We start from the raw sequence: 14,264 nt of genomic DNA on the forward strand, positions 1-14,264 counted from the left end.
CACATTCTGGAAGATCTCCCACAACTCGTCCGGCACCAGCCGTTCAACTATCTCCATGCCAGGACAACGAACCAGCGCCAATCAAGACATCGTCTAAGTGAAGTCAGCACAGAACATCGCCAAGAAGTACGTCAGCGAGAACGCTACGACGGATACGAGCGGGTGCAGAAGAGTGGCAGCGCCGCAGGCACCGCCCACCACGTTGCAGGTCGGTGCCGCGCTCTGGGGCCAGGCCCCGGAGGCGAGCGCAGAGGGCGGAGAGAGCTCGGACGGGGCCCCTCAGACCGCAACTGAGACGGAAGGGCACGGAGGACTCACCGCCTCGCCGTGCGTGACGCCCGACTGTCCCGCCTTCGGCCAGCACGCGAAAAGGCCCTGACCAGTCGAAACGGGTCAGGGCCTTCGTCGTATTGCCCGGTGAGAGCAATGGCGGAGGATACGAGATTCGAACTCGTGAGGGGTTGCCCCCAACACGCTTTCCAAGCGTGCGCCCTAGGCCACTAGGCGAATCCTCCGCCGCAAACAATACAAGACGCCAAGGAGTGCTCGCGACCACGTGGACGATCAAGATCGACGACGGATCGGGGGTCGGACCACCGGGTTCTTTCCACGGTGGTGGATCGGGTACTGTGGGCGTCAGCCCCTCACGTGGCGCTATCTGACTGAACTCCCCCAGGGCCGGAAGGCAGCAAGGGTAGGTCGGCTCTGGCGGGTGCGTGGGGGGCGTTTACGTTCCCGGGTGGCCCGCCGATACCCGTGGGCGGGTCCGGTTGTCAGTGGGCGCCTATAACCTCGTATGCGTGTCGTCTCTCGCGCTCTACCGCCGTTACCGCCCGGAGTCGTTCGCCGAGGTCATCGGGCAGGAACATGTAACCGACCCGCTGCAGCAGGCGCTGCGGAACAACCGGGTCAATCACGCGTACCTGTTCTCGGGCCCGCGCGGCTGCGGCAAGACGACCAGCGCGCGCATCCTGGCCCGCTGTCTCAACTGCGAGCAGGGCCCCACCCCGACCCCGTGCGGGGAGTGCCAGTCGTGCGAGGACCTCGCGCGCAACGGGCGGGGGTCGATCGACGTCATCGAGATCGACGCCGCTTCGCACGGTGGTGTGGACGACGCCCGTGATCTGCGGGAGAAGGCCTTCTTCGGGCCCGCCTCCAGCCGCTACAAGATCTACATCATCGATGAGGCCCACATGGTCACATCGGCGGGGTTCAACGCGCTGCTGAAGGTCGTCGAGGAGCCGCCGGAGCACCTCAAGTTCATCTTCGCGACCACCGAGCCCGAGAAGGTCATCGGGACGATCCGGTCCAGGACGCACCACTACCCGTTCCGGCTCGTGCCGCCGGGGACGCTGCGCGACTACCTGGGCGAGGTGTGCGGCAAGGAGGCCATGGCCGTCGAGGAGGGCGTGCTGCCGCTCGTTGTCCGGGCCGGCGCGGGCTCCGTGCGTGACTCCATGTCCGTCATGGACCAGCTGCTCGCCGGCGCCGCCGACGACGGTGTGACGTATGCCATGGCGACCGGACTGCTCGGGTACACCGACAGTTCGCTGCTCGACTCGGTCGTCGAGGCGTTCGCCACCGGTGACGGTGCCGCCGCCTTCGAGGTCGTGGACCGGGTCATCGAGGGTGGCAACGACCCGCGGCGTTTTGTGGCCGACCTGCTTGAGCGGCTGCGGGACCTCGTGATCCTTGCCGCCGTTCCCGACGCCGCGGAGAAGGGGCTCATCGACGCCCCCGCCGATGTGGTGGAGCGGATGCAGGCACAGGCGAGCACGTTCGGCGCCGCCGAGCTCAGCCGGGCCGCCGACCTCGTCAACGAGGGCCTGACCGAGCTGCGCGGCGCCAACGCCCCGCGGCTCCAGCTCGAGCTGATCTGCGCGCGCGTGCTGCTGCCCGCCGCGTACGGCGACGAACGTTCGGTCATGGCCCGCCTCGACCGCATCGAGCGCGGCGGAGTCTTCACGCCGGGCGGGCAGGGTGCCGCGCCTTCCATGGCGTACGTTCCCGGGCCCGATGCCCATGTGCCGCATGCCTCTGCCCCGGCGCAGGCGGCTGCGCCGCCCGTCGAGCCGGGTGGTGGGCCTGCGGCGGCTCGGGCCGCGGTTCGAGGAGGCGGACCGGAGGGCGGCCCCGGCCCGGCTCAGGCACCCGCCGCTCCGGCCCCGGCCCCGGCTCCCGCACCGCCCGCTGAGCCTTCCCAGCCCGCCCCGGCCGCCCCCGGCTCCTGGCCCACCGCGGCCCCGGCAGGCGGCGGTGGCGGTGGCGGTCGCAGGCCCGGCGGGTGGCCCACGGCCGCGGCCGCGGGTTCCGGCCAGCCGCCCGCCCCGGCCGCACCGCAGGCGGCGGCCCCGGCCCCGGCTCCCGGCCCCGCCCCGCAGCAGTCGGCACCGGCACCCGCGCCCGCGCCCTCCGCACCGGCTCCGGCCGGTGGCCCGGACCCCCGCATGCTCTGGCCGAACATCCTGGAGGCGGTCAAGAACAAGCGCCGCTTCACCTGGATCCTGCTCAGTCAGAACGCGCAGATCACGGGCTTCGACGGCGCCACACTCCAGCTCGGCTTCGTGAACGCGGGCGCCCGTGACAATTTCGCGAGCAGCGGCAGCGAGGACGTACTGAAGGCGGCACTGTCCGAGCAGTTCGGGGCGAACTGGAAGATCGACGCCGTCGTCGACACGTCAGGCGGAGGCGGCGCACCCCCGCCGCCCGGCCCCGGCGGCGGATACAGCGGTGGCGGAGGTGGTGGCGGTGGCTACGGCGGAGGCGGATACGCCCCCGCGCCCGCCCCGGCACCGGCGCCCGCCCCCGCGCCCCCGGCCCAGTCCCAGCCGTCGGCCGCTCAGAGCGGTCCGCCCAGAGCGGAGCCCGCCCCGGCCCCCGCTCCTCAGGAACCGCCCCGCCGCTCGGTGTCGGTGGAGGACGACATCCCGGAGGACGACGACCCGGACCTGGACGAGAAATCCCTGTCGGGCCACGACCTGATCGTCCGCGAACTGGGCGCGACGGTGGTCGAGGAGTTCACGAACGAGTAGCGCGCGGGGCCCGCACCCATGGAGGAACGCACAATCCCCCGCGCCTCCCGTCTTGGGTAGCGCGTACAAGACCACCCCGGTCGTGCGGATAGGCTGACCGGCGTGAAGGTCCTCGTCATCGGCAGCGGCGCCCGCGAACACGCCCTGTGCCGCTCAATGTCCCTCGACCCCGACGTCACCGCCCTGCACTGCGCTCCCGGCAACGCAGGCATCGCCGAGGTCGCCGAGCTGCACGCGGTCGACGCCCTCGACGGCGCGGCGGTCACCGCCCTCGCCCAGGAGCTGGAGGCCGAGCTCGTCGTCGTCGGCCCCGAGGCGCCCCTGGTCGCCGGTGTCGCCGACGCGGTCCGCGCCGCCGGCATCCCCGTCTTCGGCCCGTCCGGCGAGGCCGCCCAGCTGGAAGGCTCCAAGGCGTTCGCCAAGGACGTCATGGCCGGCGCGGGCGTGCCCACCGCCCGCTCGTACGTGTGCACCAACGCGGCCGAGATCGACGAGGCGCTCGACGCGTTCGGCGCCCCGTACGTCGTGAAGGACGACGGTCTCGCCGCAGGCAAGGGCGTCGTCGTGACCGACGACATCGAGGAGGCCCGCGCCCACGCGAAGGCCTGTGAGCGCGTCGTCATCGAGGAGTTCCTCGACGGCCCCGAGGTCTCCCTCTTCGCGATCACCGACGGCACCACCGTCGTCCCGCTGCAGCCCGCCCAGGACTTCAAGCGCGCGCTCGACGACGACGAGGGCCCCAACACCGGCGGAATGGGCGCCTATTCGCCGCTCCCGTGGGCCGATCCGAAGCTGGTCGGCGAAGTCCTCGACACGGTGCTGCAGCCGACGGTCGACGAGATGGCGCGGCGCGGCACTCCGTTCTCGGGCCTGCTCTACGCCGGTCTCGCGATCACCGGCCGCGGCGTCCGCGTCATCGAGTTCAACGCCCGCTTCGGTGACCCCGAGACCCAGGTCGTCCTGGCCCGCCTCAGGACCCCGCTCGCCGGTGTCCTGCTGGCTTCGGCCAACGGCACGCTCGCCGACCTCGAACCGCTGCGCTGGAGCGAGGACGCGGCCGTCACCGTCGTCGTCGCCTCGCACAACTACCCCGACACCCCGCGTACCGGCGACCCGATCACCGGGCTCGACGAGGTGGCGGCGCAGGACGCCCCGAACGCGTACGTGCTGCACGCAGGCACCAAGCGCGACGGTGAGAGCGGCGCGGTCGTCAGCGCGGGCGGCCGCGTGCTGTCCGTCACCGCGGTCGGCGGCGACCTGACGCAGGCCCGCGAGCGCGCGTACGCCGCCGTGGACCGCATCGGCCTCGATGGCTCGCAGCACCGCACGGACATCGCCGCGAAGGCGGCTTCCGGCCACTGACCGCGACCGGTTCCGGGCAGGCCGCACCCTCGCCTGCCCGGCCCCCGATGTCACCCACCTCTGCCCAAAGCCATTCCATCGAGTGACCGCTGGCCCAACCGGCTGACGAGGCCGAAACCCCCAACTAGGGTGCGGCGCACGGAGTTACGGCACCCGTGCGAGCCGCGCAGAACCAGACGGACCACCGGCATTGCGATGTCAGTGGCGGGTGCCATTGTGGGGGAGTGAGCAACGCCACCAGAGTTCTGCCGCGGGCCTCGGCCCCTGGTCGGACAACAGGCAAGGGCAGCAGGGGGTGACATCGGTCGTGTCCGGTACGGGTGTGGAGATGGGTGCGCAGAGCGCGCGCTCCCGAGCCCTCGCCGTGCTGCGCATCCGCAGCAGGGCGACGGCCATCGCGCTGCTTCCCGCAGCCGCTTGCGTGGTGCTGCTCGCGGGTGGCACCACCGGCCATCTGACGGGCGGGGGCTGGGACGTCGCGCGCGGCGTCGTGAGCGCGGTCGCCCTCGTGGTCCTGCTCGCGGCCGCGGCCGTCGCCCTCGTCGTGGCGCGCGCCCGCCCGGCCGTCAGCCCGACGATCCCGATCGCCGAGAAGACAGCCCCCGATCTGTACCGGCTGGTGCGCGACCTGGCCGACCGGCTCGATGTTCCGGCGCCCTCGGCGATAGCGCTCACCCCTGACTGCGACAGCTGGCTCGAGGACCGTACGCATCCGGCCCACGGCCCGCCCGTGCGCCGCGATCAGAGCTCCGCCCCCGGCGATCCCAAGGCTCCTGCCGCGCCCGTCCTCGTCATCGGATCCCCCTTCCTGTGGTGGATGCGGGTGGGCGAGCTGCGTGCGGTCCTGGCCCCGGTCGTGGCCGGTACGGGCCCTTCGGCGCACCCCGACATAGCGGCGGCCCGGCGTTTCATCCGTGGCCTCGACGCGGCGGTGGCGGTCTCCTCCGGCGGCGGCCGCGGGCCGGTGGCCCGCGTCGCGCTTGGCGGCGTCGGCCGGGTCGCGCGGCTGATGCTGACCGGTTGCCGGGTGCACGCCGCCGAGATGGAGCGCGGCGTTGCCGCGGCCGCGGCGGAGCGTGCCCAGGCGGTGGACTACGGCCTGCGGATCGTCGCCCAGGAGCAGGTCGGGCTCGCGTACGCGGGCTGGGACCGGCTGCTCACGCGGGTCGCGCTGCCGGCCTGGCGGATGGGCCGCTGGCCCGCCCGGCTCGACGCGGGCGTGGTCGCCGCGCTGACCGAGCTGTCCCGGCGCGACCGCCTCGCCGCGCAGAACGGGACCTTTGAGTCACGGCTCGGCGAGCGCCCCGCGTGCGACCTGCTCGAAGAGCCCGGCACCGTCGACGAGGCGGCATCCCTGCTCGCCGCCCGCCTTTTCCACGGCGGGCCGGCCGAGCGTGGTCCGGACTGGGCGCCGGTGGACTGGCAGGAGTATCCGGACGAGGTCGTGGACCGCAAGTGGCGCATGGACGCGGCTCGGTTGCACCGGGTGCTGGACACCTTGGGCGTTCAGGTTCCCTCCGGGGGTGCGGAGGGGCCGACGTTGGCCCGGGTCCTGGGTCACCTTTCGGCGGCGCCGCGCTCCGGATCCGTCTCGGACCGGTCGCCCGAGCCCACGCCTCGGGGCTCCGCCCCGGACCCCGCTGCTCAATCGCCGCAGGGGCTTAATGTGGCCGCACCCAACGCCGCGAGCCTTGAGGCGGCCGCGCCCCACGCCGCGAGTCTTGATGTGGCTGCGCCTGACGCCGCGAGCCTTGAGGCGGCCGCGCCCAACGCCGCGAGTCTTGATGTGGCTGCACCCAACGCCGCGAGCCTTGAGGCGGCCGCACCTGGCGCCGAGGCGCTTGATGTGACCGCAAATGTGACCGCAAATGTGACCGCACCCAACACCGAGGCGCTTGATGGTGATGTGACCGCACCTGGCGCCGAGAGCCCTGATGTGGCCTCGCCTGGCGCCCCGCTCGCCGCGGAGTCGGATGAGCGGGCCCTCGACACCCTCTCCGACACCCTCGCCGCCGAGGTGGCACGTGAGGAGAGTGAGCGGCCCGTGGCTGTTCCGCCGGTGGGGCAGGGCAGTCCGGATGGGGCGTTGTGGGACGAGGGGGCGTTGCCGTTGTTCCCGCTGCAACCGCCGCGCACCGGGCGGGAGTTGCTGGCCGACCACGTCACCGCGATGGTCTGCTGCGCCGCCGTGGACACGGCCGGCGCGGCGCCGGGCCTGGACTGGCTGGACGGCCCGTCGCTCCTGGTCGACGGGGAGCGGACGGCCGATCTGACGCCCCGCGTGCTGAGCCTCGTGGAGGACGGAGACGTGGAGCCGCTCAAGGACTGGCTGACCCGCCGTGGCATCCGCGCGGAGAAGCCGGTGCGCCTCGTGTGAGGCACCGCCGCGCCCCTGCCTCCCCAACTCCCGGAAATCCGGAGGGAATCGTTCCACTCTCGCCAATTCGCGACGAACGGTGACGGAGTGCGTGCGTAATGTGATGTGCTGGGACCGGTCGCGGACATGAGCCGCGGGTGAGGGCTCGGGGGAGCGAGGGAGGGGAGCGGGCATGGGGCCGGACAGGGAGGGGCACCCGAAGGACCCGGCGAGCAAGGACATGCCCCCGCCCCGCGCGCGTACCAGCCGCTGGGAATCAGGCGCGCTGGCGCACGCGGTCACGGACCCGTTCGGACAAGGACCGCTTCCTTGGCTGCGCGGAAGTGAGCACTATTTCGACGACACCGGACATGTCGTCCCCTGGTATGTCGACCATGTGACGCAGCCGGGCGCTCCCGGCATCCCGGCCCCCCGCACCAGCGGCCCCCGCACCGCCGACGACGTGCACCGCCAGATCAAGGGCTTCGCCTCGACCGGCGCGGCGGCCCCCGGCGAGGCGATCGACTTCCACGTCACGGTGGACCCGCCCCAGCAGTTCACCGTGGACGTCTACCGCATCGGCCACTACGGGGGCGACGGCGCCCGCAAGATCACCACGAGCCCGCGCCTGTCCGGCATCGTCCAGCCACCCCCGCTGACCGCGGACCGTACGGTCTCCTGCCACCACTGGTGGCTGTCGTGGCGGCTGCAGATCCCGTCGTACTGGAAGGTCGGCGCGTACGTCGCCGTCCTCACGACGCTCGACGGGTACCGCTCGCACGTCCCCTTCACGGTCCGCGACGCCGAGCCCGCCGACCTGCTGCTCCTGCTCCCGGACGTCACCTGGCAGGCGTACAACCTCTACCCGGAGGACGGGCGGACGGGCGCCAGCCTGTACCACGCGTGGGACGAGGAGGGCCGGCTGCTCGGCGAGAGCGAGGCCGCGATCACGGTCTCCTTCGACCGCCCGTACGCGGGCGCGGGCCTGCCCCTGCACGTGGGGCACGCCTACGACTTCATCCGCTGGGCGGAGCGGTACGGATACGACGTGGCGTACGCCGACGCCCGCGACCTGCACGCGGGCCGCATCGATCCGACCCGCTACCGGGGCCTGGTCTTCCCGGGGCACGACGAGTACTGGTCGGCGAACATGCGCCGCACGACCGAGCTGGCCCGGGCGACCGGGACCTCGCTCGTCTTCCTCTCGGCCAACACCATGTACTGGCAGGTCGAGCTGGGCCCGGCCCCCTCCGGCGTACCGGACCGGCTGCTCACCTGCCGCAAGCGCAGAGGCCCCGGAAAGCCCACGCTGTGGCGGGAGATCGACAAGCCGGAGCAGCAGCTGATGGGCATCCAGTACGCGGGCAGGGTCCCCGACCCGCACCCCCTGATCGTGCGGAACGCGGATCACTGGCTGTGGGAGGCGACGGGCGCGCACGAGGGGGACGAGATAGAAGGGCTGGTCGCCGGAGAGGCCGACCGTTACTTCCCGCGCACCTCCCTGCCCGAGCACCAGGACCGCATCCTGCTCGCGCACTCCCCGTACCGCGACAGCGACAAGGCCCGCAGACACCAGGAGACGTCCCTGTACCGGTCGCCGTCCGGGGCGCTTGTCTTCGCGTCCGGGACGTTCGCCTGGTCCCCGGCGCTTGACCGCCCCGGCCACGTGGACCCGCGGATCCAGCGGGCGACGGCGAATCTCCTCGACCGCATCTGCAAACGCGACTGACGAGACCGAACCCACACCCCCCGGCGAGGCCCGTGGCCAAAACCCGCCCCCACGTACGGGAGAATCGGGGTACTCGTACATACCCACGGGGAGGAACCATGTCCGGATTCGTCGAAAAGCCCGAGCCAGTACAGGTGCCGGGCCTGGTGCATCTCCACACCGGCAAGGTGCGTGACCTGTACCGGAACGAGGCGGGCGACCTCGTCATGGTCGCCACCGACCGCATCTCGGCCTACGACTGGGTGCTGCCCACCCCGATCCCGGACAAGGGCAAGGTCCTCACGCAGCTGTCCCTGTGGTGGTTCGACCAGCTCCAGGACCTGATCCCGAACCACGTCGTCTCGCAGGAGCTGCCCGAGGGCGCCCCCGCCGACTGGGCCGGCCGCACGCTTGTCTGCAAGAGCCTCGACATGGTCCCGGTCGAGGCCGTGGCCCGTGGCTACCTCACCGGCTCGGGCCTGGTCGAGTACAACGAGACGCGTACGGTCTGCGGCCTCGCCCTCCCCGAGGGCCTGGAGGACGGTTCCGAACTCCCGGCCCCCGTCTTCACCCCGGCCACCAAGGCGGAGGTCGGCGAGCACGACGAGAACGTGAGCTACGAGGAGGTGGCCCGCCAGGTCGGCGCCGACACCGCCGCGCAGCTGCGCCAGGCCACGCTCGCCGTCTACGGCCGGGCGCGGGACATCGCGCGCGAGCGCGGCATCATCCTGGCGGACACGAAGTTCGAGTTCGGCTTCGACAAGGACGGCTCGCTGATCCTTGCCGACGAGGTGCTGACACCCGACTCCTCGCGCTTCTGGCCCGCCGACCAGTGGCAGCCGGGCCGCGCCCAGCCGAGTTACGACAAGCAGTTCGTGCGGGACTGGCTGACCTCTCCGGCCTCCGGCTGGGACCGCAAGAGCGAGCAGCCGCCGCCGGCGCTCCCGGACGAGGTCGTGACGGCGACCCGCGCCAAGTACATCGAGGCGTACGAGCTGCTGACCGGCCTGAGCTGGGACGCGTAGCCGCATGACCGCATGACAAGAGAAAGGCCCCCGGTCCGAGGACCGGGGGCCTTTCTCAATGGAGCGAACGACGAGGTTCGAACTCGCGACCTCAACCTTGGCAAGGTTGCGCTCTACCAACTGAGCTACGTTCGCAAGCGCCGCTTGCGCGGTGCCGCTGCGCCGTGGCGCGACGCCAACTATACCCAACCTCGTTCGCGCGCGAGACGCACCGCCGCGTGACGGTTCTCCACGCCGAGCTTCGAGACCGCCGACGAGAGGTAGTTCCGGACCGTCCCCTGGGACAGCGCGGCCCGCTCCGCGATCTCCGACACGGGCGCACCGTCGGCCGCGAGTTCCAGGACCTCGGCCTCGCGCGCGGTCAGCGGCGTGTCCCCCGCGGAGATCGCGTCGGCCGCCAACTCCGGGTCCACATAGCGGTTTCCGGCGTGCACGGTGCGGATGATCTCGGCGAGCCGCTGCGCGCTCACCGTCTTCGGTACGAAGGCGCGCACGCCCGCGGCGAGGGCCCGTTTCAGGTGCCCCGGACGGCCGTGACTGGTCACGATCATGGTGCGGCAGCCGGGCAGTTCGTCCCGGATCGATGTGGCCACCCTCACACCGTCGGCGCCCGGCATCTGCAGGTCGAGCACGGCGACGTCCGGCCGGTGCGCCCGCGCCATGGCGAGCGCCTCGGGCCCGTCGGCCGCCTCGGCGACGACGACAAGATCGTCCTCAAGCGCCAGCAACGCGGCGAGCGCGCCCCGGATGAGGTGCTCGTCATCGGCCAGCAGCACACGCACGCTCATCGGACGCTCTCCTGCTCCTGCTCCTGCTCCTGCTCCTGCCGTGCCGCATGCCCTTCGGGAGGCGCCAGGGGCACGGAGGCCACCACCCGAAACACCCGGTCCCGCACCATCCCGGCCTCCAACTCCCCGCCCACCGCGGCCAACCGCTCCCGCAGCCCCGCGAGCCCGGACCCCTGGCCGCTCCCGGCCCCGGGCCCCGCCCCGTCGTTCTCCACCGTCAACACGACCTCCTCCACCCGGTTCACAAGATCCACGCGGCAGGCCTTCGCGTCGCCGTGCCGCAGCACGTTCGTCGTGGCCTCCCGCACCACCCAGCCGAGCGCCGACTGCGTCTCGCCGGGCAGGCCCGCCGCGGACCCGGTGACCGTGCAGTCGATCCCGGCGGCGCTCAACACGCCCTGTGCACCGGCCAGTTCGACGGTGAGGTCGACCTCGCGATATCCCCGTACGACCTCACGGACCTCCTTCTGCGACTCCTGCGCGATGCGCTGCACCTCGGTCATCTGCGCCACGGCGTCCTCGGTCCGCCCGCGCCGCGCCAACTGCACCGCCAGCTCGCTCTTCAGCGCGACGACGGACAGGTTGCGCCCCATCACATCGTGCAGGTCACGCCCGAACCGCAGCCGCTCCTCGGCGACGGCGAGCCGGGCCTCGACCTCGCGGGAGCGCTCGGAGTCCCACATGACGGAGAGGGACCAGGCGGAGCACCGGAAGGTCAGCATGGCGAGAGTGGCGGTCAGGGCCATCAGCAGGGCCACGACCACGAGGCAGACGGGCGAGGTGCCGATGACCGCGGCGGCCGCGACACAGACCACGACGGCGACGGCGGCCCGCCGCGCGAATGTCCGTACCGGCACCGTCAGCGCGTAGGCGCAGGCGAACGGCATCGGGGCGAACACCAGGGGCATGGCGATCAGGCCGTGCCGCACGCTGCCGGTGACGCTCAGCGCGACGATGAGTCCGAGCGCGACGACGGCCAGCGCGGCACTCGCCGCCGTCAGGGCCCGCGGCACGCGGCTCCGGCCCAGGTACTGGTCGAGACCGGCCAGCGCGTGCCGGTCGCCGACCACGCACTGCACCAGGTTCACGGCGAGCAGGACGCCGCCGAGGGCGTAGGGAACGGTGCCGCGCACCAGGCTTCCCGTGAGGCCGGAGACCGACCAGGCCGCGAAGAACAACCAGTTGACCGAGCGCAACGTGATCCGGGTCTGCCACTCGACCCGCTCGACCTTGCTCCGGTCCCGCCAACGAACCCGCACGTCAGCCCCTCTCAGTGCCGGGGTTCCCAGCGGAACCGCTTCTGCACAGCAAACACCGCGACCAGAATCCAGGCCACCGCGATGACGATCACCTTCACGGACTCCCCGCCGGACAGGGTTCCGCTCCAGCCGCCTCGTACGAGGGTGAGCGCGGACGTCAGCGGCAGCAGCTCGCACACGGTGGCCATCTTGTCCGGAAGGATCTCGAGCGGCACGACGGCGCCGGAGCCGATCATCGACACGAGCAGCATGGGCATCGCGGCGACCTGGGCGCTTTCCACGCTGCGGCTGAAGACGGTGGTGAGGGCGGCCAGCGCGACACACAGCGGAATGCCCAACAGCACGCCGAGCAGGACCAGTTGAGGCGCGTCGGGCGCCCCCGCGTCCAGCGCGACCGCGCACACGACGGCCACCGCGGTGCACTGTACGAGCCCGATCACGACGGACGGCACCGCGGCCCCGCTCAGGATCTCCAGATCGCGCAGTTCGCCGGTGCGCAGCCGCTTGAGGACGAGCTCCTCACGCCGCGACGCGTACACGCTCACCAGTGAGCTGTACACGGCGAACAGCAGCGAGAACGCGATCGCCGAGGACACCATGACGGTGCCGAGGTTGAGTCCTGCCCCCTCCAGGTCGGTCTTGCCCACCGACTGGGAGACGCTGAAGGGCAGGACGAGCGGCACGAACACCGCCGTGAACAGCACGCCCTTGCTCCGCCCGATGAGCGTGAACTCGGCCCGCGCGAGCGCCTTGAGCCGTCCCGCGGACGTCGTCAGCACTGCCGTATCCGTACTCATACCGCCATCTCCTTCTCCCGGTCGGGCTCCCCTGCGGTGCCCTTGGCCTCCCGTGCGATCCGCAGGAACGCCTCCTCCAGGGACGCGCCCCGTACGTCGAGCCGCCGCAGTTCGACGCCCGCGTCCCTGGCCCACACGAGGACCCCGGTCGCGGCCCGCTGAAGCTCGTCCGTGCGCAGCAGGACCTGCCGCCCCTCGACCTCGTGCCCGGTCACCCCGAGGGCGTCCAGCGGCGGCAGGTCGCCCACGAAGTACCCGTCGGGAAGTTCGAAGGAGATGTGCGAGGGCTGCGAGGCGACGACCTCGTCGACGCGGCCCGTGGCGGCGATCCGCCCCTCGTGCATGATCGCGAGCCGGTCGGCGAGCGATTCGGCCTCTTCGAGGTAGTGCGTGGTCAGCAGGACGGTGGTGCCTTCGGCGCGCAGCCGCCGCACCAACTCCCAGGTCTCCTGGCGCCCTTCGGCGTCGAGCCCGGTGGTCGGCTCGTCGAGGAAGAGCACCTCGGGCCGGCCGAGCGTGGCGAGCGCGAGGTCGAGCCGCCGCTTCTCGCCGCCGGACAGCTGCTTGACCCGCACGTCGCCGCGGCGGCCGAGCCCCACCATCTCCAGGGCCTCGGCGGCGGGCCGGGCCCCGCTCGTGCACCCGGCCCACATTCGCACGGTCTCGGCGGCGGTCAGCTCGCTGGGGAATCCGCCGTCCTGCAGCATCACCCCGATCCGCGGCCGCACCCGTTCCCGTTCGCTGTACGGGTCGTGCCCCAGCACCCGCACCCGGCCACCTGCCGGGGCCGCGAGTCCTTCGATGAGTTCGACGGTGGAGGTCTTTCCCGCGCCGTTCGTGCCGAGGAGTGCGAAGAGTTCGCCGCGGTTCACGGAGAAGCTGACTCCGCTCACCGCTTCGTACGCGCTCTTGGTGCCGTCCCCGTACACGCGGCGCAGATCAGTGACGTCGATCACGCGCTCGTTAGTGGTCATGGCTCAAGCCTTCCGCCCGGCACGGGGCGTCGGCAGTGCGCGCTGTCATCGGCTCGCATGACAAATGTCAGAAGGCGGCCCGGGAACGACGAAAGCCCCGGTCCGAGGACCGGGGCTTTCGTTCTCTGAGCGAACGACGAGGTTCGAACTCGCGACCTCAACCTTGGCAAGGTTGCGCTCTACCAACTGAGCTACGTTCGCACTGCTTGCATCAGCCTACCGTACCCACCGAAGTGATCGGTACGCGATGCAGAGCGGGTGACAGGAATTGCACACTGCGCCTTCTCCCTGGAAGGGAGATGTTCTGCTACTGAACTACACCCGCATGACTCCGTGAGGCCCGGCCCTGCGGCCTCGCCCCTCGGCGTGCTCCAGACTTTAGCCGACCCTCGGGGGTGCAGCGCAAGTCGGTTCGCGCGAGGGGCTTCTGACCGCGGGGGACGTACGGGCCGCCGGCTCAGTTGGCCTCGGCGAAGGCTTCGTAGACCCGCTTCGGGATGCGGCCGCGCGGCGGCACGTCGAAGCGGTTGGAGCGGGCCCAGGCGCGGACGGCCGCCGGGTCCGGGCTCAGATCGGTGCGCTTGTACGCCTTGCCGGTCTTCCCCGAACGCTTGCGGCCCGCCTCCAGGTAGGGGGCCAGCGCCTCGCGGAGCTGATGCGCATTGGCTCGATTGAGGTCGATCTCGTACGACGAGCCGTCGAGACCGAATGCGACTGTTTCCGTCGCTTCCCCGCCGTCGATGTCGTCAGAGAGGGTGACCACGACACGCTGCGCCACGAATATCGGTCCCTTCGTCCAGCACCCCGCTTTGACGTGCGGTGATGCAGACAGGTTTGCTGTTACCAATTCCTTTTTACCCTGTCGGGCATTGCAGTGGGAAGACCAGTTAAAAGTCTCGGTGTGTCCCGCGGGGTGGTTATCCGGAGTCTTTCCCTTAATTTTCCGTGGGGATCCCATGTCGT

General features: G+C 71.5%; 10 protein-coding genes, 4 tRNA genes and 1 other RNA gene. 6 read left to right on the forward strand and 9 right to left on the reverse strand.

Features of this window, described 5'->3' with window-relative positions:
- Positions 1-427: 427 nt before the first annotated feature.
- Positions 428-515, reverse strand: a tRNA-Ser gene (locus ACFYWS_RS37390).
- Positions 516-635: 120 nt separating this feature from the next.
- On the opposite strand from ACFYWS_RS37390, the gene ffs reads away from it, so the two are divergent.
- The 6 genes from ffs to ACFYWS_RS37420 all read left to right on the forward strand — a co-directional run bounded on the left by ffs (position 636) and on the right by ACFYWS_RS37420 (position 9,483).
- Positions 636-734: signal recognition particle sRNA small type (gene ffs, locus ACFYWS_RS37395), an RNA gene on the forward strand.
- 66 nt (positions 735-800) lie between these two features.
- Complete coding sequence (locus ACFYWS_RS37400; RefSeq protein WP_389283950.1) at positions 801-3,032, forward strand: DNA polymerase III subunit gamma and tau; 2,232 nt, start codon at positions 801-803, stop codon at positions 3,030-3,032.
- 102 nt (positions 3,033-3,134) lie between these two features.
- Positions 3,135-4,394, forward strand: a complete 1,260-nt coding sequence (purD, locus tag ACFYWS_RS37405) for a phosphoribosylamine--glycine ligase (RefSeq protein ID WP_389283952.1) — start codon at positions 3,135-3,137, stop codon at positions 4,392-4,394.
- Between the two features lie 307 nt (positions 4,395-4,701).
- Positions 4,702-6,771, forward strand: a complete 2,070-nt coding sequence (locus tag ACFYWS_RS37410; RefSeq protein ID WP_389283954.1) for a hypothetical protein — start codon at positions 4,702-4,704, stop codon at positions 6,769-6,771.
- 220 nt (positions 6,772-6,991) lie between these two features.
- Positions 6,992-8,479: a N,N-dimethylformamidase beta subunit family domain-containing protein gene (locus ACFYWS_RS37415; RefSeq protein WP_389284037.1), complete on the forward strand. Its 1,488-nt coding sequence runs from the start codon at positions 6,992-6,994 to the stop codon at positions 8,477-8,479.
- 98 nt (positions 8,480-8,577) lie between these two features.
- Positions 8,578-9,483, forward strand: coding sequence for a phosphoribosylaminoimidazolesuccinocarboxamide synthase (locus tag ACFYWS_RS37420; protein ID WP_389283955.1), 906 nt, complete (start codon positions 8,578-8,580; stop codon positions 9,481-9,483).
- Positions 9,484-9,542: 59 nt separating this feature from the next.
- On the opposite strand, the gene ACFYWS_RS37425 is transcribed toward ACFYWS_RS37420, so the two are convergent.
- The 8 genes from ACFYWS_RS37425 to ACFYWS_RS37460 all read right to left on the reverse strand — a co-directional run bounded on the left by ACFYWS_RS37425 (position 9,543) and on the right by ACFYWS_RS37460 (position 14,079).
- Positions 9,543-9,618, reverse strand: a tRNA-Gly gene (locus ACFYWS_RS37425).
- 44 nt (positions 9,619-9,662) lie between these two features.
- Positions 9,663-10,271 (reverse strand): response regulator, encoded by a 609-nt coding sequence (locus tag ACFYWS_RS37430; RefSeq protein ID WP_389283957.1) that lies wholly within the window; start codon positions 10,269-10,271, stop codon positions 9,663-9,665.
- Positions 10,268-11,530 carry a sensor histidine kinase gene (locus tag ACFYWS_RS37435; RefSeq protein WP_389283959.1) on the reverse strand — a complete coding sequence of 421 codons (1,263 nt, stop codon included), beginning with the start codon at positions 11,528-11,530 and terminating at the stop codon, positions 10,268-10,270. The genes ACFYWS_RS37430 and ACFYWS_RS37435 overlap by 4 nt, the downstream gene beginning before the upstream one ends.
- Positions 11,531-11,541: 11 nt before the next feature.
- Complete coding sequence (locus ACFYWS_RS37440; protein ID WP_389283961.1) at positions 11,542-12,327, reverse strand: ABC transporter permease; 786 nt, start codon at positions 12,325-12,327, stop codon at positions 11,542-11,544.
- Complete coding sequence (locus ACFYWS_RS37445; RefSeq protein ID WP_389283963.1) at positions 12,324-13,301, reverse strand: ABC transporter ATP-binding protein; 978 nt, start codon at positions 13,299-13,301, stop codon at positions 12,324-12,326. The genes ACFYWS_RS37440 and ACFYWS_RS37445 overlap by 4 nt, the downstream gene beginning before the upstream one ends.
- A gap of 128 nt (positions 13,302-13,429) precedes the next feature.
- Positions 13,430-13,502 (reverse strand) — tRNA-Gly (locus tag ACFYWS_RS37450).
- Positions 13,503-13,554: 52 nt separating this feature from the next.
- Positions 13,555-13,626 (reverse strand) — tRNA-Gly (locus tag ACFYWS_RS37455).
- Positions 13,627-13,758: 132 nt separating this feature from the next.
- Positions 13,759-14,079: an Lsr2 family protein gene (locus ACFYWS_RS37460; protein ID WP_389283965.1), complete on the reverse strand. Its 321-nt coding sequence runs from the start codon at positions 14,077-14,079 to the stop codon at positions 13,759-13,761.
- Between the last annotated feature and the right edge of the window lie 185 nt (positions 14,080-14,264).

Origin of the sequence: Streptomyces sp. NPDC002795, assembly GCF_042888725.1 — a bacterium.
Classification (GTDB): Bacteria; Actinomycetota; Actinomycetes; order Streptomycetales; family Streptomycetaceae; genus Streptomyces.

Excerpts from the sequence above, each read along its gene's own strand:
- ACFYWS_RS37445 (WP_389283963.1), bottom strand. The coding sequence starts at position 13,301 with ATGACCACTAACGAGCGCGTGATCGACGTCACTGATCTGCGCCGCGTG.
- ACFYWS_RS37430 (WP_389283957.1), bottom strand. The coding sequence starts at position 10,271 with ATGAGCGTGCGTGTGCTGCTGGCCGATGACGAGCACCTCATCCGGGGC.
- ACFYWS_RS37440 (WP_389283961.1), bottom strand. The coding sequence starts at position 12,327 with ATGAGTACGGATACGGCAGTGCTGACGACGTCCGCGGGACGGCTCAAG.
- ACFYWS_RS37420 (WP_389283955.1), top strand. The coding sequence starts at position 8,578 with ATGTCCGGATTCGTCGAAAAGCCCGAGCCAGTACAGGTGCCGGGCCTG.
- ACFYWS_RS37415 (WP_389284037.1), top strand. The coding sequence starts at position 6,992 with ATGCCCCCGCCCCGCGCGCGTACCAGCCGCTGGGAATCAGGCGCGCTG.